18 protein-coding genes are annotated in these 20,327 nt (G+C 41.8%); 3 read left to right on the top strand and 15 right to left on the bottom strand.

Annotation, left to right across the window (positions count from 1 at the left end):
• Positions 1-1,443 carry an aldehyde dehydrogenase family protein gene (locus MKZ10_RS11880; RefSeq protein ID WP_342505164.1) on the bottom strand — a complete coding sequence of 481 codons (1,443 nt, stop codon included), beginning with the start codon at positions 1,441-1,443 and terminating at the stop codon, positions 1-3.
• Positions 1,444-1,965: 522 nt separating this feature from the next.
• Here MKZ10_RS11880 and MKZ10_RS11885 point away from each other — a divergent pair.
• Complete coding sequence (locus MKZ10_RS11885; protein WP_342510177.1) at positions 1,966-2,466, top strand: shikimate kinase; 501 nt, start codon at positions 1,966-1,968, stop codon at positions 2,464-2,466.
• Between the two features lie 39 nt (positions 2,467-2,505).
• Here the strand turns inward: MKZ10_RS11885 and MKZ10_RS11890 are convergent, their stop codons facing one another.
• The 7 genes from MKZ10_RS11890 to MKZ10_RS11920 form a co-directional block, all read right to left on the bottom strand.
• Positions 2,506-3,456, bottom strand: a complete 951-nt coding sequence (locus MKZ10_RS11890; protein WP_342505165.1) for a hydroxymethylglutaryl-CoA lyase — start codon at positions 3,454-3,456, stop codon at positions 2,506-2,508.
• On the bottom strand, positions 3,457-4,668 hold the full coding sequence (locus tag MKZ10_RS11895; protein WP_342505166.1) for a CoA transferase: 1,212 nt from the start codon (positions 4,666-4,668) through the stop codon (positions 3,457-3,459).
• A 13-nt stretch (positions 4,669-4,681) separates the two neighbouring features.
• Complete coding sequence (locus tag MKZ10_RS11900) at positions 4,682-5,398, bottom strand: FadR/GntR family transcriptional regulator (RefSeq protein ID WP_342505167.1); 717 nt, start codon at positions 5,396-5,398, stop codon at positions 4,682-4,684.
• A 275-nt stretch (positions 5,399-5,673) separates the two neighbouring features.
• Complete coding sequence (gene efp, locus MKZ10_RS11905) at positions 5,674-6,231, bottom strand: elongation factor P (protein ID WP_342505168.1); 558 nt, start codon at positions 6,229-6,231, stop codon at positions 5,674-5,676.
• Between the two features lie 23 nt (positions 6,232-6,254).
• Positions 6,255-7,316: a Xaa-Pro peptidase family protein gene (locus tag MKZ10_RS11910; RefSeq protein ID WP_342505169.1), complete on the bottom strand. Its 1,062-nt coding sequence runs from the start codon at positions 7,314-7,316 to the stop codon at positions 6,255-6,257.
• Position 7,317: 1 nt separating this feature from the next.
• Positions 7,318-7,758, bottom strand: coding sequence for a type II 3-dehydroquinate dehydratase (gene aroQ, locus MKZ10_RS11915; RefSeq protein ID WP_342505170.1), 441 nt, complete (start codon positions 7,756-7,758; stop codon positions 7,318-7,320).
• Positions 7,759-7,819: 61 nt separating this feature from the next.
• Positions 7,820-8,248 carry a hypothetical protein gene (locus MKZ10_RS11920; protein ID WP_342505171.1) on the bottom strand — a complete coding sequence of 143 codons (429 nt, stop codon included), beginning with the start codon at positions 8,246-8,248 and terminating at the stop codon, positions 7,820-7,822.
• A 131-nt stretch (positions 8,249-8,379) separates the two neighbouring features.
• Between MKZ10_RS11920 and MKZ10_RS11925 the strand changes: the two genes are divergently transcribed.
• A complete protein-coding gene (locus MKZ10_RS11925; RefSeq protein ID WP_342510179.1) occupies positions 8,380-9,363 on the top strand; it encodes a DUF1385 domain-containing protein in 984 nt (327 codons plus the stop codon).
• Positions 9,364-9,408: 45 nt separating this feature from the next.
• On the opposite strand, the gene MKZ10_RS11930 is transcribed toward MKZ10_RS11925, so the two are convergent.
• A complete protein-coding gene (locus tag MKZ10_RS11930; RefSeq protein ID WP_342505172.1) occupies positions 9,409-11,970 on the bottom strand; it encodes a vitamin B12-dependent ribonucleotide reductase in 2,562 nt (853 codons plus the stop codon).
• A gap of 180 nt (positions 11,971-12,150) precedes the next feature.
• A complete protein-coding gene (locus MKZ10_RS11935) occupies positions 12,151-12,987 on the bottom strand; it encodes a biotin/lipoate A/B protein ligase family protein (protein WP_342505173.1) in 837 nt (278 codons plus the stop codon).
• Between the two features lie 149 nt (positions 12,988-13,136).
• Here MKZ10_RS11935 and MKZ10_RS11940 point away from each other — a divergent pair, with 149 nt between their 5' ends.
• Positions 13,137-13,466 carry a rhodanese-like domain-containing protein gene (locus tag MKZ10_RS11940; RefSeq protein ID WP_342510181.1) on the top strand — a complete coding sequence of 110 codons (330 nt, stop codon included), beginning with the start codon at positions 13,137-13,139 and terminating at the stop codon, positions 13,464-13,466.
• 56 nt (positions 13,467-13,522) lie between these two features.
• Here MKZ10_RS11940 and hemG read toward each other — a convergent pair whose 3' ends face one another.
• From hemG to gcvT, 5 genes are all read right to left on the bottom strand, one after another.
• The gene (gene hemG / locus MKZ10_RS11945; RefSeq protein WP_342505174.1) at positions 13,523-14,950 is read right to left on the bottom strand and encodes a protoporphyrinogen oxidase; all 1,428 of its coding nucleotides are present in this window, start codon (positions 14,948-14,950) and stop codon (positions 13,523-13,525) included.
• 29 nt (positions 14,951-14,979) lie between these two features.
• Positions 14,980-16,059, bottom strand: coding sequence for a TIGR04053 family radical SAM/SPASM domain-containing protein (locus tag MKZ10_RS11950; RefSeq protein WP_342505175.1), 1,080 nt, complete (start codon positions 16,057-16,059; stop codon positions 14,980-14,982).
• A gap of 174 nt (positions 16,060-16,233) precedes the next feature.
• A complete protein-coding gene (gene gcvPB / locus MKZ10_RS11955) occupies positions 16,234-17,691 on the bottom strand; it encodes an aminomethyl-transferring glycine dehydrogenase subunit GcvPB (RefSeq protein ID WP_342505176.1) in 1,458 nt (485 codons plus the stop codon).
• On the bottom strand, positions 17,684-19,030 hold the full coding sequence (gene gcvPA / locus MKZ10_RS11960; protein WP_342505177.1) for an aminomethyl-transferring glycine dehydrogenase subunit GcvPA: 1,347 nt from the start codon (positions 19,028-19,030) through the stop codon (positions 17,684-17,686). Before gcvPA ends, gcvPB begins: the two co-directional genes overlap by 8 nt.
• Before the next feature lie 25 nt (positions 19,031-19,055).
• Complete coding sequence (gene gcvT, locus MKZ10_RS11965) at positions 19,056-20,153, bottom strand: glycine cleavage system aminomethyltransferase GcvT (protein WP_342505178.1); 1,098 nt, start codon at positions 20,151-20,153, stop codon at positions 19,056-19,058.
• Positions 20,154-20,327: the final 174 nt, after the last annotated feature.

Below are 20,327 nucleotides of genomic sequence, written 5' to 3' on the forward strand. Positions count from 1 at the left end.
TTATGAAAGCTGCAGTACAATCATTTTTGTCTCAGTCATATCTTCAATTGCAAAGCGTGGACCTTCACGACCAATTCCACTGTTTTTCACTCCACCATACGGCCAGTGATCAAGACGATAGTTCGAAGTTCCGTTAATGACAACACCACCAACTTCGAGTGCATGAGCTGCTTTATAAGCTAGATCGAGTCGATTTGTAAAAATACCTGCCTGAAGACCAAATTCTGAATCATTTGCTTCAGCAATCGCTTCATCAATATCTTCATAAGGCAAGATGCTTACAATCGGTCCAAATACTTCTTGGCATACGACATTTGTTGTTTTAGGTGGATTAAATAAAATCGTTGGCTGCACATTTGCACCATTTTGTTTTCCACCAAATACGAGTTCTGCGCCCGCTTTAACAGATTGGTCGATCCAATCAATGATCCTCCCTGCTGCTTTTTCATCTACGAGTGTTCCGACGTCGGTCTCCGGGGAAAGTGGATCACCAACTATCAATTTTGCCACTTCATCCTTTAATAGTTCTTTAAATTTTAAAACTACAGCTTGATGAACGTAAATTCTTTGAACCGAAATACAACTCTGACCTGAATTACTAAATCCTGTTCGTGCACACATTAGAGCTGCGCGTGCTAGATCCGCATCTTCATGAACGATTGTTGCTGCATTGCCGCCAAGTTCAAGCAATACTTTTTTCATGCCTGCAAGTTTACAAATATTCCGGCTCGCCACGGTTCCACCAGTAAATGAAATGACGTTTACACGGTCGTCTTTCACAATTTCTTGACCAACCTCAACACCACCAAGGACCATATTTACTGCAATTTCAGGAAACCCTGCTTCAAGAAGAAGTTTTAATAAAGCAGTTGCAATAAGCGATGTCTGAGGTGCTGGTTTTAAGACAACTGCATTACCTGCCGCAAATGCAGGACCTATTTTATGGCAAACAAGATTCAGCGGTGAATTAAACGGTGTAATTGCAGCGATCACCCCTACTGGAACACGAAATGTCATCGCAATTGCATTTGTGCCCCGTTCTGATGCATCACCTGGGATACTCTCTCCTGTCAGCCGTTTTGCTTCTTCCCCTGACAACTGTAATGTTTCAACAGATCGTGCTACTTCATCTAACGTGTTTTTTAGTGGCTTCCCAAGTTCCAATGAAATAAGTTTCGCAAACGATTCTCTTTGCTCATGAAGAAGTTCAGCTGCCCTCTTTAAAATATTTGCACGTTTGTAAGCCGGAATTGCTCCAATTTCTTTTTTTGATTCAAAAGCAGATTGAAGAGCTTTTTCTACGTCTTCCATCGTAGCTAAATACTGTTCACCAATCACCTCTCCAGTAAATGGACTTTTCACCTGTAATTTTTCACGCCCGTCTACTAGCCACTCTCCATTAACATATGGTCTTGCTTGTTTAAGTACTCCTTGCTCTGTCATGGTTTTCACCTTCCTAATTGTTTTTTTTGAAAGTATCGCTAATTTGTTAGATCGATCTAATACAATATCTATTAGATCGATCTAACTAGTTAACTAGTAGATTCATCTAATTGTATACTCCACTAATTAGATGAATCTATTGGATCGATCTAGTAAAATCAAAGAATAAAATAATGCTCTCCTAGTGAAAGCGTTATCAACATATTACACGACTCTTTCAAATAATGCAATAACACTTTAGATTGAATACACGGAATATTCCTCCTGTACATCCACATACCACATTGCTCAAGGAATAAGTTGCTCCCAATTATAATTTAAATATAGATCACCATATCAGATTTTAGGTTTGTAGTTCCTTACACAGCATCAGTTTCATCATTTTTTAGTCCATTAAAGGATGTTTACAAAATTCTGACACTGTACTATACTTTAGTTTACTATCGATATTTAGAAAGAGTGTTTAATTTGAGACTTGGAAAAGTGCGGGTAAGGCAACAAAGTATTGTGTTAATCGGCTTTATGGGCGTTGGAAAAACAACGATTGGTGAACTCGTTGCGAAAAAATTATACCGCAGCTTTATAGACATTGATAAAGAAATCGAAAAAGAGTTTGGGATGACAGCGACAGATATTTTTAAGATACATGGTGAAGATGTATTCCGTGATTATGAAAAGAAGATGATTCAGTCTTTTTGCAAGCAAAAGTTAAAGATTATTTCTATTGGTGGTGGCGCTTTTATGCAGCCAGAAGTGCGAGAAGCTTGTCTTACAAACTGTACTGTCTTTTACCTCGATGTGTCATGGAATGAATGGAAAGAACGACTTGATATTTTGATTAACAACCGCCCTATCTTGCAAAGCCGTAATATTGATGAAATCGAAGAACTATTTCATGAGCGACAAGAAGCTTACTCACTTAATAATTCAACATTATCAGTGGATGATCAATCACCCGAAGAAGTCGCCAATCATATTGTTGAATCTTTAAAACTTGCTTGGGATCTTTACGAACCACACTAACGCAAAGGCCGTACTGAGAAAAATCCAGTACGGCTTTTTTTATGATTCCAATTTTTCCTGAGCCTTTACCCTGGGGCTCAAGGCTGAACTTGGTCCTGCCTGAAGCATATAGCTACCACCATCATGTCCAAAGTAATTTTTCACTTCTTTGGCCGTTGCAATTAGACTGTCAAGATTCATTCCCGTATCAATACCCATTTCTTCAAACGCATGCACGAGATCTTCTGTCGCTACATTTCCACTCGCCCCCGGTGCGTACGGACAGCCGCCGAGACCTGCGATAGAGCTATCGAAGAGTACAATGCCTTGTTGAAGTGCTGCAAAAGCATTGGCAAGCGCCATTCCTCTCGTATTGTGTAAGTGCATTGAAAATTCCATTTTCGGAAACTCATTTTTTAATACGCCGAGGTATTCATAAACCTGCTTCGGATTTGCCATACCTGTTGTATCTGCGAGCGATACTTCCTCTATACCCATTTTAGTGTATCGATCCACTATAGATATAATGCGCTCTAACGGTACTTTCCCTTCATATGGACAGCCCCATGCAACTGAAATTGAGCCGCCTACTTTTACATTGTTTTTCTCTGCTAGTTCAATAATTGGAGTAAAACCATTTTGTGCATCTTCAACAAGACTATTGGCGTTCGAAAGGCTATGAGAATCCGTTGCGGAAAGCATGAGCTTTAATTTTGTAATGCCCGCATCGATCGCCCGCTCCGCACCTTTGACATTTGGAACAAGTGCACGGAATTTTATATTCGTTAAATCTTCTGCTCCTCGTACAACTTCTGCTGCATCTTTTAATTGTGGGATTGCTCTTGGATGAACAAAAGAGGTAATTTCCATTGACCGTACCCCTGTATTAGCAAGTGAACGGACGATTCTTATTTTTTCCTCTGTTGGAATCCATTTGTTTTCCGCCTGGAAGCCATCACGCGGCGCTACTTCACAGATAGTCACTTTTGATGGTAATACTAATGTTGTCATTTAAATAACTCCCTTCTCTTTTAGCGAAGCTAATTCTTCTTTGGATAATCCTAATTGCTTTTCAAAGATCTCATCATTATGTTCTCCAAGTTCAGGTGCACGATGTCGAATAGATCCTGGGGTTCCCGAAAATTTCGGCACGACACCTGGCACTTTTATAGTTCCAAGTCGTGGATGTTCAACTTCGACAATATTTCCCCTTGCCTTGTAATGATCATCTTCAAAAATATCTTCTATACTTAAAATCGGGCTGACCGGCACACCAAATGCATCCAATTTATGCTGCAACTCTTTTAATGTAAATTGCTTGATCCAGCTAGAAACAATCTCTTGTACCTCGTCATCATTTTTTAAACGTTCCACATTTGTATAATACCGGTCATCTTTCAGCATATCTGTTCTTTCCATTGCTTCCGCAAGGCGATCAAATGTCGGATCTGTGCTGCAGACAAGTACAACGAATTTGCTATCTTTTGTTTCATAGGTGCCAGCTGGACTTGAATGCCCAGCAAGACCTGGACTTCTCCCTCTCACCTTTCCCGTTTGATCATATTCCGCAATTAAGAATTCCAACATACGGAAGAGTGATTCATACAACCCCATTTCAACCATTTGCCCTTCTGGTTCTCCTTCAGTTGTATCGCGATGGTACAAGGCGCTTACAGCCGCAAATGCTGTATATACACCCGTAATATAATCAAGTAGTGAATAAGATGGGCTTACGGGCGGACGGTCTGGATATCCTTGTAAATAGGTATGTCCGCTAAACGCTGTGCCCGGTGTACCAAACCCGGCTTTTGAACTGTAGGGTCCTGTCTGCCCGTATCCGGAAATGCGCACCATAATTAATTGCGGATTTTCTTTTTTCAATAATTCATAACCCAGTCCCCACTTTTCAAGTGTGCCAGGTCGAAAGTTCTCAATTAGGATGTCCGTCCTGGCGATAAGCTTTTTAAAAATCTCTTTTCCTTCCTCAGAACGAATATCAAGTGTAATTGACTTCTTATTACGTGCTAAACCAGGCCATCTGAGTGATTCACCATCTTTCCACGGACCGACTGTACGAAGTGTATCACCTTTATTAGGAAGTTCTATTTTCGTTACGTTTGCACCAAGATCAGCGAGTAATGTTGCGCCATATGGAGCCGCAATCATCGTTGATATATCTAGAATATCTACACCCGTCAGTGGTCCAAAGTTTCCTTTATTCATCCTGATTCCTCCATTACTCTTCTTTATTAATCAAACCTAGTACGTTATCCCGTAAATGATGCAAATGAGTCTGCATTGCTTGAACCGCACTTTCTTTATCTCCTAATTTAATCGCCTCTAAAATATCTTTATGTTCTTGAAGCGACTCTATATAACGATCAGTTGACTTCAATGTCTGCTTTCGTACTTGACGATATAAATTTAAATTCATTTCCATTAAGGAGACGAACACAAAATTATGCGTCGCCTCTGCAAGTGCCAGATGAAAATTACTATCTGCATCCACTTTCTCATCGGGATACTTTAATTTTTCCTTCATCCTTTGAAGTGAGTTCTCCATTTTAGCAATATCTTCTTGTGTTGCTCTTTCACATGCTATTTCAACAATTTGGGGTTCTAGTGCTTCCCGTGCTTCTAAAAAATGAATAACTGCCGTTTTTTCAATCAAATCGACTGGGTTAACGTGGTATTTCAATGTAAGGCGCTGATCTACTTGTTGAATAAATCTACCGCCGCCTGCTTTCGAAACGATAAGCCCTTCTGACTCAAGTACTCGGCATGCTTCGCGAAGTGACGTTCTACTACAACCAAGTGTTTGTGCCAACTCCCGTTCACTTGGCAGGCGATCATTTGGTTCAAGCGTTCCATCCTCGATCAGCTTTCTAATCTGTTCAACGATTTTCTCATACACTCGTGTATGTTGAAGTTCAACAAACATTTTCGGCTTCATGATTCCTTCACCACCCTTCAAGCGGTCTACTGGTTAGCCCACTTTTAACTAAGTATATTCTTTGTTTATTAAATAGTCAATTTAATAGCACTTGTCTTTTAGGGTGAAATGATTCAATCACCATAGTGCCACAATATTTTTATGGCCTAGACATACTGTCGATGTTCATAAACGCTTCCTTAGAATGTACATTTTTTGCTTATATAAAAACACCTTCGATTTCAGTACTTATTCAAGCGTACTGGTTCGAAGGTGTTTTAAGGATTTATTTTACATTATGCGCGTGAAACGTATTCTGATTCTTCGGTGTTGATGATGAGTTTGTCACCAACATTGACGAAAAATGGCACTTGAACAATGAGTCCCGTTTCAAGTGTAGCTGGTTTCGAACCGCCACTCGACGTATCGCCTTTAATGCCTGGCTCTGTTGCTGCAACTTCCAAGACAACCGTTACAGGTAATTCAACACCAAGAATTTCTTCTTTATATTGAATAACATGGACCTCCATGTTTTCTTTTAGGAATTTCAGCTCTTCTTCAATTTGTTTTGCAGGCAATTCAATTTGTTCATAAGATTCGTTGTCCATGAAGACATGATCGTCACCGTTCGCATACAAGTATTGCATACGTTTGTTATCAATTTGTGCTTTTGCTACTTTTTCTCCTGCACGGAACGTTTTTTCATTGACGTTGCCGGTACGTAAATTACGTAGTTTCGAACGAACGAATGCCGCACCTTTCCCTGGCTTAACGTGTTGGAAATCCATTACACGCCAAATGTCCCCGTCTACTTCTATTGTTAAGCCTGTTTTAAAATCGTTTACTGAAATCATGATGATTCCTCCATTTACTAGAATTATAGGATAAGTAGTTCTTTCGTTGAATGCGTTAGACGTACATTGCCGTCTTCCGTCATAATGATATCGTCTTCGATACGTACGCCACCGATGCCTGGCAAATAGATACCCGGCTCAACGGTAACAGCCATATTGGGTACAAGTACAGTTTCTGAACGGAAGGACAATCCAGGTCCTTCATGTACCTCTAAACCAATACCATGTCCTGTTGAATGACCGAAGGCTTCGCCATAGCCTTTTGATGTGATGTAATCGCGTGCAATTGCATCCGCTTCGATGCCTGTCATGCCAGGTTTAATCTTTTCTACTGCTAATTCTTGTGCCGCACGTGTCACTTCGTAAATTTCTTTTAGTTTATCCGAAGGTTCTCCGACAGCAACCGTTCGTGTAATATCAGAAATATAACCTTCATACAAGGCGCCGAAGTCGAGCGTTACTAAATCGCCCGATTCAATTACTTTGTCTGTTGCCACGCCATGTGGAAGCGCACCGCGTAAGCCAGATGCTACGATGATAGAGAACGATGAAGACGTTGCTCCTTGTTTACGCATCGCAAATTCTAACTCATTCGAAACCTCAAGTTCTGTAACGCCGGGTTTGATGAATGTGCAAATATGCGTGAACGCTTCGTCTGCAATTTTAGCAGCCTGCCTCAAAATCACCAATTCAGCTTCCGTTTTCACCATACGTAGTTTCTCCACAAGACCTGAGACGGGTTTTAACGTTGCTTTAACTTGTGCATTGTATAACTCATACAACCCATATGTCAAATCATCTTTTTCAAAACCAATTGTTTGCAACCCCATATTTTCAGCTTGTGCAGCAACTTCTTCGATAATCGTTTTCGTATGTTGAACAATTCGGAAACCTTCGATTTCTTTTTCTGCTTGCTCCGTATAACGGAAATCCGTGATGAACACAGCATCGTCAGAAGAAATGAGCGTCAGTCCAGCAGTCCCTGTAAAACCTGTCATGTAACGACGATTGAATTCATTCGTAACAAGTAGCGCATCAATCTCTTGTTCTTTTAGTAACTCACGTAATTTTACTAGTTTCATCATGTCATACCCCTTTTCCTCGGAGGAGAAAGGCTTGGATGGCGAGTGCGTATCCGTCCGTGCCGAATCCGGACAGTTGGCCGACGCAGACCGGCGCAATGACTGACGTCTGTCTGAACGGTTCTCGGCTATGTATGTTCGAAATATGGATTTCGATAACAGGTACTTGAATTGAAGCGATCGCATCACGTAAAGCAATGCTATAATGCGTAAATGCTCCCGGATTGAAGACGATTCCATCAAGACCGACCTCTTCAGCTTCATGGATCTTGTCGATTAAAGCTCCTTCGACATTCGATTGAAAAAATGCTAGCTCCACCCCATGCTCAGTTGCAGCGGCTTCTAATTTACGCTCGACATCCTCCAATGTTTCCTCTCCATAAATATCCGGTTCCCTTTTCCCAAGCCTGTTTAAATTAGGTCCGTTCAGAATTAGCAATTTCACCCCGTACCATTCCCCTCATCTTTTTCTTTCCTATTTTATCATATCGCGGTTGTCTAGCAACTCATTTCATACTTTCCCCTGAAAGTTTCTTCATAAATACTGCTGTTCCCGTGAGAAATCGCAGAACAATGGCGATGATTGAGAGAAATGGTATCGAGACAGATTTAATAGCATCGAATGGAGTTTTAGGGGAGGTGATTGTCCATTCAATCGCGAAAACAGCGATAATTGCAATGGCTAGCGCCGAGATAGATGGCGGAATAGACGTTGTAAATGACACGGCGAAATAGAGAATGGCGAAAGTGACTATCAGTACTATAAAAAGGAGTCCCCATTGGATGACGATAGGAGCCGATTCGAACAGCATCCCTTTTTCTACCCACCCGATAGGCGACCAGCTAATGAAGTTAAAAAGATGTAAAAACTTAAGTGATAACGCAGTGAATATAGCACTAAAAAACGCCGTCCATAGTAAAGTTTTATTCAACATAGACATCCCTCCTGTCTAAAGTGTCGGACGGTTCACTATTTTTTAAACATCAATTGTGGAGTGTACAGCTGTTTTTTAGTATAATGGTAAAATAGATTATAGCTGAGACAAAAGAAAGTGTGGGAATGACTATGGGAAAAGAACAACAAGCTCCTACTTATGGGGGTCAAGCACTCGTTGAAGGGGTTATGTTCGCTAGTAAGGATCATACTGTAACGGCCATTAGACGCAAGGATGATTCAATTGATTACTATCATCTACCGAAAGAAAAGAATACAACGCGTATGAAATTAAAGAAAATTCCATTCGTTAGAGGCATTGTTGCTTTAATTGAATCGGCAGGGATTGGCTCGCGTCATTTGACATTTTCCAGTGAACGTTATGATGTCATGCCTGGAGAAGAAGTCGAACAACCTGAAGAAACGTCCAAATTGGCGATGGTACTAGGTGTGGCCGCAGTTGGCGTATTGTCATTTCTGTTCGGTAAATTCGTTTTCACACTTGTACCCGTTTTCTTGGCGCAAGCTTTGCAATTTATAGCGCCCGGAAAACCTGCACAAATCTTACTGGAAAGTCTGTTCAAGCTTATTTTATTGCTGACATATATTTCACTAATTTCACTAACACCGCTCATTAAACGTGTCTTTCAATACCACGGTGCAGAACATAAGGTCATCAATGCTTACGAGAATAATTTACCGCTGACAGTAGAAAATGTTCAAGCGCAATCCAGGTTGCATTTCCGCTGCGGTAGTAGTTTTATGCTCTTTACGGTCATTGTCGGGATGTTTATTTACTTCCTTGTACCAGCTGATCCGTTCTGGCTACGCATCGTCAACAGGATTTTGCTTATCCCAGTCGTACTTGGTATTTCTTTTGAAGTTTTGCAGGTAACAAATTCGCTACGAAATATTCCTGTGTTGAAATATTTAGGCTACCCAGGGTTATGGTTACAACTATTGACGACAAAAGAGCCCGATAATCAACAGGTCGAAGTGGCGATTGCCTCTTTCGAGAAATTATTAGAAGTTGAAGAATTCGGGGTTGAAGTGTTGGAAGTAGCTGCTAAGGCAGATACGACTCCTACGATTGATGAAACAGTTGCTGTAAATTAATAAAACGGAAGGCGCCTTAATTGGCACCTTCCGTTTTTCATTTACTTATAAACCGCATTTCAATTGTGCGTTACAGTTTGTACATGTGTTACAGCCGCCCATTTCCTCGACGGTTCCTTGACGACACACTGGGCATGTATCGCCAACTTCGGAGCCAATTGTGACATTAGTGGATCGCAAATCTTGAATCGTGTTGACTAACACAACTTTCGGCTGTTCAACAACTTCTTCTACATAATTCGATTCCATGTCATTTTCTTCGGCCTTTAGCGTTAACACCTGCGAGTCGCGGCTACCATCTACATAGACAGTACCACCCTTCGCTCCGCCTTTATACAGACGCTCATAGACACTCTCAACCTGCTCGACTGTATAACCACGTGGCGCGTTAACTGTCTTGGAGATGGAACTATCTATCCAGCGTTGAATGATACACTGCACATCCGCATGTGCCTCTGGTGCAAGACTCATCGAAGAGATGAACCATTCCGGCAAGTTGTCCGGATCTACTTCAGGATTACGTTGTAAATATTCCTCTACAATACCTGCTTTAACCTCAATAAATTTCCCAAGGCGTCCGCTACGATAATAGGTAAAGGAAAAGTATGGTTCTAATCCAGTACTGACGCCAACCATAGTTCCAGTGGACCCTGTAGGTGCAACTGTTAATAAATGAGAATTTCGTATACCGTATTTCAAAATAGATTGGCGAATATCCTCAGGCATTTTCTTCATGAAGCCTGTGTTGATGAATGCATTGCGAAGAGCTACTGTTTCTTCATCTGATTTACCGACGAGGAATGGGAAGCTCCCTTTTTCTTTTGCAAGCTCAACCGACTCACGGTAAGCCGTTGTGGCAATTGCTTCGAATACATTATCAACGAGTTCGTTACCTTCTACTGAACCGTATTCTTTCTCACAATAAATCAGTAAATCAGCAAGACCCATCACACCGAGTCCTACACGACGTTCTCCGAGGGCTTGTACTTTATTGTCTTCAAGGAAATAAGGCGTGGCATCGATAACATTGTCCTGCATACGAACGCCAACTCGTACTGTTTCCTTCAATTTTTCATAGTTAACTGTTTTCGTTTCTTTATTTGCAAATTCAGCAAGGTTTACAGCAGCTAAATTGCACACACTATATGGTGCAAGGGGTTGTTCACCACACGGGTTTGTTGCTACGACTTGCTGGCCATATGCTTTTGCATTTGTTTCGTTGTTGGCATTGTCAATGAAGAAAATACCTGGTTCTGCAGAATATGTTGCACAAATATTAATCAAATCCCATAGCGCACGTGCTTTGATCGTTCGGTAGACGCGTACAGCGAATCCTTGACGCTCCCATTCACGAACATCCCCAACTTTATGCCACTCTTCATTGTAAGCTGCCATTTCTTCTGGCGAATACTTCTCAACTGCTGGGAACCGTAGCTCGTAATCTGCATCCTGTTCAACAGCTTCCATAAAATCATCCGTCAGAGTGACCGAAATATTTGCACCTGTGAGGAATTCTAAGTTATGTACGGAATACGTCCCACCATCGCGTAGTTTCGATTCAGCATCGCGCATGATTGCTTCGTTGAAGCCGCCCATTCCTGGGATTGTTCGGTAATTTAATAGACCTTGATACATCGCTTCCTCTTGTACAGTTAGCGGTTTAAATTTCAATTTTTCACTTGCGAGTTTTTTAATCAGCTCGTCTTCTGTATGTTCCAGAAGGTAACGGAGAATCCGCGGATTCTGCATTTTCGAGATGATAAATTCATAAATGTCAGGGTGCCAATCCGCAAGCATGATCATCTGGGCCCCGCGTCGACTTCCACCTTGTTCGACAAGATGTGTCAATTTCGCAATATCGTCCAGCCATGATACCGATCCAGACGACTTGCCGTTTACGCCGCGCGCCAACGTGTTGCGTGGGCGCAATGTAGAACCATTTGTCCCAACTCCGCCGCCTCGACTCATAATCTCCATCACCTGTTTACGATGATCAGAAATTCCTTCGCGTGAGTCTGCCACAAACGGCATCACATAACAGTTGAAAAATGTCACTTCCGTATCCGATCCAGCCCCGTAGAGCACACGCCCAGCTGGGATAAAATTCAAATTAGACAGCTGGTCATAAAAGCGATCAAACGACTCCTTACGCTTGTCCTCTGTCGTTTCAACGGAAGCAAGCCCCGTCGCGTTCCGCTTTGCAATTTGCTCATAAAAAACTTCAAGCGGCTTTTCAATCACATCGATTGGTCGAGTCACGATGCCCTCTTCCTGTTCTTCCGGATTATCAATTGCAGACCGGAATTCTTTTTCAATCCAAATATCTGCCTTACCACTCTTCGCATCAATTGCGGTAATAAATCCAAGTCCACGCGCCGGGAACTTCGGATCCTCCTTCACCGTCAGAACGACAAAATCACCAATTTTAAGCGTTTTTTTCGCAGTATCCTTGAATGAATACCGGTCAATCATAACGAGTCTAGATACCCCGCTATGTTCAATTTTCATATCTGGGGTAATGGTATGCACTTGCGGAAATTTCGCAATATCTGCATTCAGTTGCACCTTATCTAAAATTGGCTCTTGATGCTTTGAAACAATAACCATTTAAGCACCCTCCTTTTCAAATTTCACTAATTAATACAACATGTTGTGTTAATCTTCTCTATTAATCTACTACATCTTGAATCACTCTTCAATATCGATGTTTTTACATTTTCCGACAATCTCTTTATCTACGCCATTCTACTAAGTTTTATTACAAAAAATAGCCCGAAAGTTATAGGCTCACTTTTTAAAAGTCCAGTCATCATTAGCATATTTTTTTCGTTCGATATCGTGTACAAATTCAAGCTGTCGCTCGCTTAATTGTAATGGCTCCAGTTGCATATCAAGCGCAGCTTCAAATCCTTGTGCAAATGCCTCCACACATTCCTCTACAGACACCGTTCGTTTCATCAGACGATCAATTGCAACCGCCTTTTCTGGCAAACTGGCACGCATTCGTTCGCGCTGTTCTTCCGACCTAAATTTAAATAGTGACACGAGTTTATTTTCATCAAGACTCAAAAGTATCGCACCATGCTGCAAAATAACACCTTTTTGCCTCGTCTGTGCACTGCCTGCCACTTTCTTTCCTTCAACAACTAGCTCATACCAGCTCGGCGCATCAAAGCACACCGCGCTTTTCGGATTTTTTAAATCATCAGTTTGCTGAATCGTTTGCGGAACTGAAAATTGTGCATCAAGACCTAAATTCCGAAAACCTTCCAGCACACCGCCTGAAATAACCCGATAAGCCTCCGTCACCGTTTCCGGCATATCAGGATAACTCTCAGAGACAATCACGCTATATGTAAGTTCATGCTCATGCAGAACGCCTCGTCCCCCAGTCGGACGCCTCACGAAGCCGAGACCGTGTTTACGTACTTCATCCATCTCAATTTCTTTGTCAACACTTTGAAAATATCCAATCGATAATGTTGCCGGTTGCCATTCGTAAAACCGCAACACCGGACCGATTTCCCCTTTGCTATGCCATTCCAACAATGCCTCGTCCAGCGCCATATTGAACGAAGCGCTACATTTCCCCGAATTAATGAAGTGCCAAATCGTTTTTTTCATCCGAATTCTCCCTCCACAACGAATTTCATTTTATCATTCCCATTGAACTAGTGCCACCTAATCTTTATAATAGAAAAGTAGAGAGAAAGGGGAAAGTTGTTGTGAATTTAATTATTTTAGGAGTTGCTACAGTTCTATTGATTGGATACATGGTCATAACGATGCTACGTCTTCGAAAAGCCGTTACCAATTTAACACAAGATCAGTTTATCGAGGGCTACCGAAAGGCACAGCTCATTGATGTACGCGAGACGAAAGATTTTGACGCTGGCCATATTTTGGGTGCTCGTAATATCCCATACTCTCAGTTCCGTCAACGTTTCAAAGAAATCCGCTCGGACAAGCCTGTCTACCTATACGACCAAAACGGTGGTAAAAGCGCACGGGCTGCATTATTTTTAAAGAAAAAAGATTACAAGCATTTATTCCATCTTCAAGGTGGCTTCCGCTTATGGACGGGTAAAGTAAAAAGTAAATAACAATAAGGAGAGGCCGCCACGGCTTCTCCTTATTGTTATTTAAATATTTATAGCTTCTACTGCTCTAAATATGCCGCCAACTGCTCAGCAGCCTCTCTCCCTTGCCGAATACAATCCGGGACTCCAACACCCTCGTAGCCAGCCCCGCAGAGGTAAACGCCAGGACTATGGACGGCAAGATCTGCCCTTACCTTTTTCAACTCCTCGACATGCTTTACTGGATACTGTGGCATCGAGTGTTCTAGCCGAGTAATTTCATGAAATAATGGCTGAGCTTGGATACCCATAATCTCTTCCAAATCTTTTAACGCAGCTACTACGAGTTGCTCGTCAGATAGGTGAACCCACTCCTCCGCACCTCCACGCCCAATGTAACAGCGCAGTAATACTTTGCCTTCCGGTGCTGTATGAAGCCATTTAGAAGAACTCCATGTGCAAGCTGTTAACATGCGCCCTTCTTTGCGGGGGATCAGAAAACCAGAACCGTTTAATGGAAATGTGAAATCTTCAGCATCAAAAGCGAGTACGATATTCGCAACAGACACATAGTTAATTTTCTCTAACCACTGTAACGAAGAACTAATTGGTAATAACTTCGCCGTTTGATGAGTAGGTAAAGCCATAATAAGCCCATCTGCCTGTAACTGTTGCTCGTCATCCAAGCAAACTTTATAGCCCTGTCTATCTTGAATAATCGTTTGCACACCTTTCCCAGCAATCAGTTGAATCGACTCCAATTCTGCTAACAGTCGATCAACCAACGAAATCATCCCATTACGGAACGTTAGAAACATACTTTTCTGCGCAATTTCAGGCAAACCTTTCATACTAGGTGCTGGTTTTTGTTTATTTGCCAACATCCCTATAATCAAACTTCGATGCGTTTGCTCCATTGCTGCAAAATGCGGAAAAGTTGCTTGTAAGCTTAACGAATGTGTGTCTCCTGCGTAAATCCCACCCAATAACGGCTCTGTGATATGTTCTAGCACTTCCTTACCCAAACGACGTTGGATGAAATGACCTAATGCTTCATCTTCCATCCCTTTCTTTTTAGGCAAGCATAGATCCATAGCAGCTCGAATTTTCCCTGCAGGCGATATGAGCTTCGTTTTCATAAACGGCGTTAATTCTGTCGGAATACCTAGCATAAGTCCAGGCGGCATCTTATGCAATTTACCTTTATGTACTATATAATTTGTCTTGGCTTGGGGATTCGTCGCCGTCAGTTCATCTTCGATTCCTAATTCCTTAATCAGTGTCATAATAGGCATTTTACGTGCTAAAAAAGACTCCGGACCTTGTTCAATAATGAACTCTTCACGATGCAATGTCCGTATTTTACCACCAAACGTCTGACTTTTTTCAATTAAAGTTAGCTCAACAGGAATTTTTCGTTCATCAAACCATTTTTTCGTATAAAAAGCAGCGCTTAGCCCTGTAATGCCACCACCCACAATAATAATCTTCCTTTTCGTATTCTCCACTTAGCATCCACCTTTCAACATCAAGCATTTTAGCGAAGTGCTTTTGGAATATATGAGCAAGATGGATCGCTTTCCAAGTAATCACCCGTCATTGCATAGGCTCTCGCACGCGAACCACCGCACATATGCTTAAACTCACAAACACCACATTTACCTTTCAATAACGACTTATCTCGTAACTGTTTCATAACTGGTGAATTTTGATAAATATCGGAAAGTGATTGTTCACGAACATTACCGCAAACGACCGGTAAAAAACCACTTGGATAGACATCTCCCGTATGACTAATAAAGACAAAACCGTCTCCATCATTAACAAATTTTGGTGCACGACCTAATAAGTCAGAGCGCTTTGCAATACCACTTTCCCCCAGCCTCTCTTTTTCTTGATGAAACACACGTCTATAATGAGGCGCTTCCGTCGTCTTCACACCATAAGGCATTTTTTGTTGAATTTGATATAACCATTTCATCACTTCTTCGTGCTCTTCCGGACTCACCATATCCTTCTCCATACCGCGTCCTGTTGGCACTAGGAAGAATGTACTCCATAGTACTGTCCCCATCTCTTTCACCTTCTCAGCAATCGCTTCAAGATCATGGAGATTATATTTCGATATGGTTGTATTCACTTGAATCGGGATATTTAGTTCCTTTAAGAACTCAATCCCTTTCATCGTTCGATCATAAGATCCTTTCGTTCCACGGAAATGGTCATGAATTTCTGCGCAAGAGCCATCCAAACTAAATGCCCATCTCGATAAACCAACATCTTTTGCCTTCTGAATGGCTTCCTTCGTTACTTTCGGCGTTGCACTTGGCGTCATAGAAACAGGAAGATTTCTCTCTTCAATCGCATATTTTGCAAGATCAAATAAATCAGGACGCATCAATGGGTCGCCACCCGTAAAAACAAATAGTGGATTATTCATGGCTGCAATCTCATCAATTAGTTTTTTTCCTTCTTCAAATGATAATTGACGAGGATCAGCCTTATATTGCGCTTCCGCCCTACAGTGCAAACACTTTAAAGCACAGGCTCGTGTCACTTCCCATATAACAATAAACGGGTTTACATCGTAATTAACCTCTTCTTTGATAGATATCATCTTAAACGCTCCTTTAGTATGATATATCTTGATTGAAACTACATCATTAGCATAGTACTAAGCTAGAACGTCCCTTGTGATATTTATCACAAGAATTTAATGGGATGTGTACGTTTCGTCACAAACACGACAAAAAAGCACAGCGCAAGGCTATGCTTTTTCATAATAAGATTATTATTTTGTATAACGTAATACCGGCTGACGAGCTGCCTTCGTTTCATCTAAACGATTAATGACCGTCGTATGTGGTGCATTTTGAACGATTTCAGGGTTTTCTTCAACTTCTTTGGCAATTTGGATAAGTGCATCACAAAATGCATCGAGCGTTTCTTTCGATTCTGTTTCTGTCGGCTCAATCATCATGCCTTCCTCAACATTTAGCGGGAAGTAGATTGTTGGCGGATGATAGCCAAAGTCAAGTAGTCGTTTTGCCATATCAAGTGTACGAACGCCTAATTTCTTCTGGCGACGACCTGAAAGCACAAATTCATGCTTACAATGGCGGTTATATGGTAGGTCGAAGTAAGGCTCAAGCCGACGCATCATATAGTTGGCATTCAATACCGCATATTCCGTAACAGCTTTCAAGCCGTCCGGTCCCATTGAACGGATATAAGTATACGCACGCAGATAAATGCCAAAGTTACCATAGAACGGCTTCACACGGCCAATCGTTTGTGGAATATTGTAATCGAATGTGTATACATCGGCTTTTTTCACAAGCACTGGTTTTGGCAAGAAAGGAGCCAAGTCCGCCTTAACACCAACTGGACCTGAACCAGGACCACCACCACCGTGAGGACCTGTAAATGTTTTGTGTAAATTTAAGTGAACCGCATCAAAGCCCATGTCACCAGGACGCGCCTTAGACATAACCGCATTCAAGTTCGCTCCATCATAGTACAATTTCCCACCAACAGCGTGAACGATTTCAGCCATTTCAAGAATATCTTCCTCAAAAAGTCCAAGCGTATTCGGGTTTGTCAGCATCAATGCCGCAGTATCTGATCCAACAACACGCTTCAAGTCTTCCAAGTCAACAAGTCCATGTTCATTCGACTTCACTGTAACCGTTTCAAAGCCTGCAACCGTTGCGGATGCTGGGTTTGTTCCGTGAGCAGAGTCTGGAACAAGTACTTTTGTGCGGTGGAAGTCTCCGTTTGCTTCATGGAACGCACGAATCATCATCAATGCTGTCCATTCGCCATGTGCTCCAGCAGCTGGCTGAAGTGTGACTTCATCCATTCCTGTGATTTCAACAAGATGCTCTTGCAAATCATACATAATTTCCATTGCACCTTGTACAGTCGACTCATCTTGCAATGGATGAATGTTAGCAAATCCAGGGAAACGTGCAACAAATTCATTGATTTTCGGATTGTATTTCATCGTACAAGATCCTAGTGGGTAAAATCCTGTATCTACACCATGGTTACGGTTAGACAACGCTGTGTAATGGCGCATTATATCAAGCTCAGACACTTCTGGAAGCTCTGCTGCTTCTTCGCGAATAAATCCTGCTGGCAATAAATCTGACAGATCCAATTCAGGCACATCTAATTCTGGAAGACTGTAGCCAATTCGTCCTTCTTTCGTTAATTCAAAAATTAACGGCTGATTATCTTTATGCATGAAGGGCCTCCATTTCCTGCACAAGTGCATCGATTTCTTCTTTTGTACGTTGTTCCGTCACAGCAACCAATGCGTGATTCGCAAATGCCGGATATGTTAAACCAAGGTCATAACCACCAAGAATGCCTTTTGTGAAGAGGTGTGCATTGACTTCTTTGACCGATTTTTTGCAATTAACGACGATTTCATTAAAATGAGCACCGCCAAATAATACTTCAAAGCCAGCTTTTTCAAATGCATCCTTAGCATAGCGTGTTTTCACGATATTTTGATAGGCAATTTCCTGCGCACCCATTTTACCAAGTGCCGTCATCGCAACAGATGCAGCAAGTGCATTCAACGCTTGGTTTGAACAGATATTAGATGTCGCTTTATCACGACGAATATGCTGCTCACGTGCTTGCAATGTCAATACATAACCACGTCGTCCTTCGTCGTCCGTTGTTTCTCCCACAAGACGTCCTGGAACTTTACGCATCAATTTTTTCGTCACAGCGAAATAACCACAGTGTGGTCCACCGAAAGCTTCTGGAATCCCAAATGGTTGTGCATCACCAACTGTAATATCAGCACCCAACTTACCTGGAGGTGTCAGTACACCAAGTGCTAGCGGGTTAGAGGATACAACAAATAATCCACCCTTATCATGCGTTATGTCACCAATTTTTTGAATATCTTCAATCTGACCGAAGAAGTTTGGATATTGTACAAGAACAGCAGCTGTATCTTCATCCATCAATTCTTCTAGTTTTGCCATATCTGTTACGCCGTCTTTTTGCGGAATCGTCACAACATCAATTGACTGTCCTGATGCATAAGATAGCACAACATCGCGTGATTCTGGATGTACAGTTTCAGAAACAAGAAGTTTTTTTCGACGAGTGTGACCTGCCGCTAGATTTCCTGCTTCTGCAAGTGCCGTTCCGCCATCATACATAGAAGAGTTGGCAAGATCCATACCCGTTAACTCGCAGATCATTGTCTGGAATTCGAAAATAGCTTGCAGCTCTCCTTGTGAAATTTCCGGTTGATATGGCGTGTAAGCTGTGTAAAACTCAGAACGTGAAATGACATGGTCAACGATGATCGGCTTGAAGTGATCATAGACGCCCGCACCAAGGAATGATGCATATGTACGCGCATCCGCATTTTTTGCAGCAACTTGTGCCAATTCTTTTGTTAATGCAGTCTCGGATTTTGCTTTTTTAATATTATATTCGCCTTTAAAACGAACTTTTTCAGGAATATCTGCAAATAGTTCATCTACTGAAGAAATACCGATTGTTTGCAGCATTTCAGCACGATCGGTTTCCGTCATTGGAAGGTAACGATGCTTCATGTCTAGTTAGCCCCTTTTCATTTTGTTATCGTTTATAAAATGGTGTTGCAATAATGACTGCTTTCAATCGCTTATTGCGAATTTCAACTTCCACCTCTGTACCTTCAGCTGTATGCTCACTTTTCAGTAAAGCAAAGCCAATATTCTTTTTAAGTGTCGGTGATTGTGTACCCGTCGTCACTTCGCCAATTTCGACGTCGCTTAAGAATACTTTGTAACCTGTACGCGGAATACCTTTGTCAATCATTTCAAGACCAATCAATTTACGTGGTACACCATTTTCTTTTTGCGCAGTAAGTGCTGCTTTGCCGAGAAAATCCTCTTCTTTATTTAATTTCACAACGAAGCCAAGGCCCGTTTCAAGTGGTGAAATATCTTTTGATAGCTCTTGACCGTAAAGTGGCAAGCCTGCTTCAAAACGCAGTGTATCACGTGCACCCAGACCTGCTGGAATCACACCTTCCGCTTCACCAGCTGTAAGAATTGCAGGCCACAGTGCAACGATAGCCTCTGATGAACCGTAAATTTCAAAGCCATTTTCACCAGTATATCCCGTGCGTGAAACAAGGACAGAATGGCCAGCAACGTTGACATTTTCTTTAAAACGGAAAAACTTAATATCCGCCAATGGCTCATCTGTTAATTTTTGTAGGACTTCTTGTGCTACAGGTCCTTGTAAAGCAAGAAGGCCATAGTCAGCTGATTTGTCTTCTATGACAACATCCGCTGTTGCATGGCTGTTCATCCAGGCAACGTCTTTGTCAATATTCGATGCATTCACAACAAGTAGGTAATCGTTGTCTCCACGTTTGTAAATGAGAAGATCATCGATCGTTCCGCCATCCTCATAACACATCGCCGTATATTGCGCTTGACCATCGACTAATTTCGATACATCATTCGTTACTAATTTTTGTAGGTAAGCAAGAGCTCCTGCTCCACTGACAAACACTTCACCCATATGCGAAACGTCAAACAGGCCCGCTTTTGTCCGTACTGCTTCATGTTCTGCTTTAATGCTTGAAAATTGAACCGGTAACTCCCAACCACCAAAATCAATTGTTTTCCCGCCGTACTGTGCATAGCTATCGAATAAAGCAGTACGTTTTAGTGCATTTGTCATAACTGATTCCTCCTTGGAAAATGATTAAAAAACTAGGCGACAGCAAAATCGTGATTGCTCTTATAAGGTCATCAATGAACTTATCTTTCTGACATTATAAAAAAAAGACAGAGGTCCCCTTAAAAGAGAACCTCTGTCCTTGTACCTGAAAGTTTGACCTTACGGCTTTCCTCG

This window comes from Sporosarcina sp. FSL K6-2383, assembly GCF_038618305.1.
Lineage (GTDB): Bacteria > Bacillota > Bacilli > Bacillales_A > Planococcaceae > Sporosarcina.

Coding starts and splice junctions, on each gene's coding strand:
- MKZ10_RS11940 (WP_342510181.1), top strand. CDS start 13,137: ATGGTCATAACGATGCTACGTCTTCGAAAAGCCGTTACCAATTTAACA.
- MKZ10_RS11890 (WP_342505165.1), bottom strand. CDS start 3,456: ATGACAACATTAGTATTACCATCAAAAGTGACTATCTGTGAAGTAGCG.
- MKZ10_RS11930 (WP_342505172.1), bottom strand. CDS start 11,970: ATGGTTATTGTTTCAAAGCATCAAGAGCCAATTTTAGATAAGGTGCAA.
- MKZ10_RS11885 (WP_342510177.1), top strand. CDS start 1,966: ATGGGCGTTGGAAAAACAACGATTGGTGAACTCGTTGCGAAAAAATTA.
- gcvPB (WP_342505176.1), bottom strand. CDS start 17,691: ATGCATAAAGATAATCAGCCGTTAATTTTTGAATTAACGAAAGAAGGA.
- MKZ10_RS11925 (WP_342510179.1), top strand. CDS start 8,380: ATGGGAAAAGAACAACAAGCTCCTACTTATGGGGGTCAAGCACTCGTT.
- MKZ10_RS11935 (WP_342505173.1), bottom strand. CDS start 12,987: ATGAAAAAAACGATTTGGCACTTCATTAATTCGGGGAAATGTAGCGCT.
- gcvT (WP_342505178.1), bottom strand. CDS start 20,153: ATGACAAATGCACTAAAACGTACTGCTTTATTCGATAGCTATGCACAG.
- MKZ10_RS11880 (WP_342505164.1), bottom strand. CDS start 1,443: ATGACAGAGCAAGGAGTACTTAAACAAGCAAGACCATATGTTAATGGA.
- gcvPA (WP_342505177.1), bottom strand. CDS start 19,030: ATGAAGCATCGTTACCTTCCAATGACGGAAACCGATCGTGCTGAAATG.
- MKZ10_RS11950 (WP_342505175.1), bottom strand. CDS start 16,059: ATGATATCTATCAAAGAAGAGGTTAATTACGATGTAAACCCGTTTATT.
- MKZ10_RS11910 (WP_342505169.1), bottom strand. CDS start 7,316: ATGATGAAACTAGTAAAATTACGTGAGTTACTAAAAGAACAAGAGATT.
- MKZ10_RS11920 (WP_342505171.1), bottom strand. CDS start 8,248: ATGTTGAATAAAACTTTACTATGGACGGCGTTTTTTAGTGCTATATTC.
- efp (WP_342505168.1), bottom strand. CDS start 6,231: ATGATTTCAGTAAACGATTTTAAAACAGGCTTAACAATAGAAGTAGAC.
- MKZ10_RS11900 (WP_342505167.1), bottom strand. CDS start 5,398: ATGAAGCCGAAAATGTTTGTTGAACTTCAACATACACGAGTGTATGAG.
- MKZ10_RS11895 (WP_342505166.1), bottom strand. CDS start 4,668: ATGAATAAAGGAAACTTTGGACCACTGACGGGTGTAGATATTCTAGAT.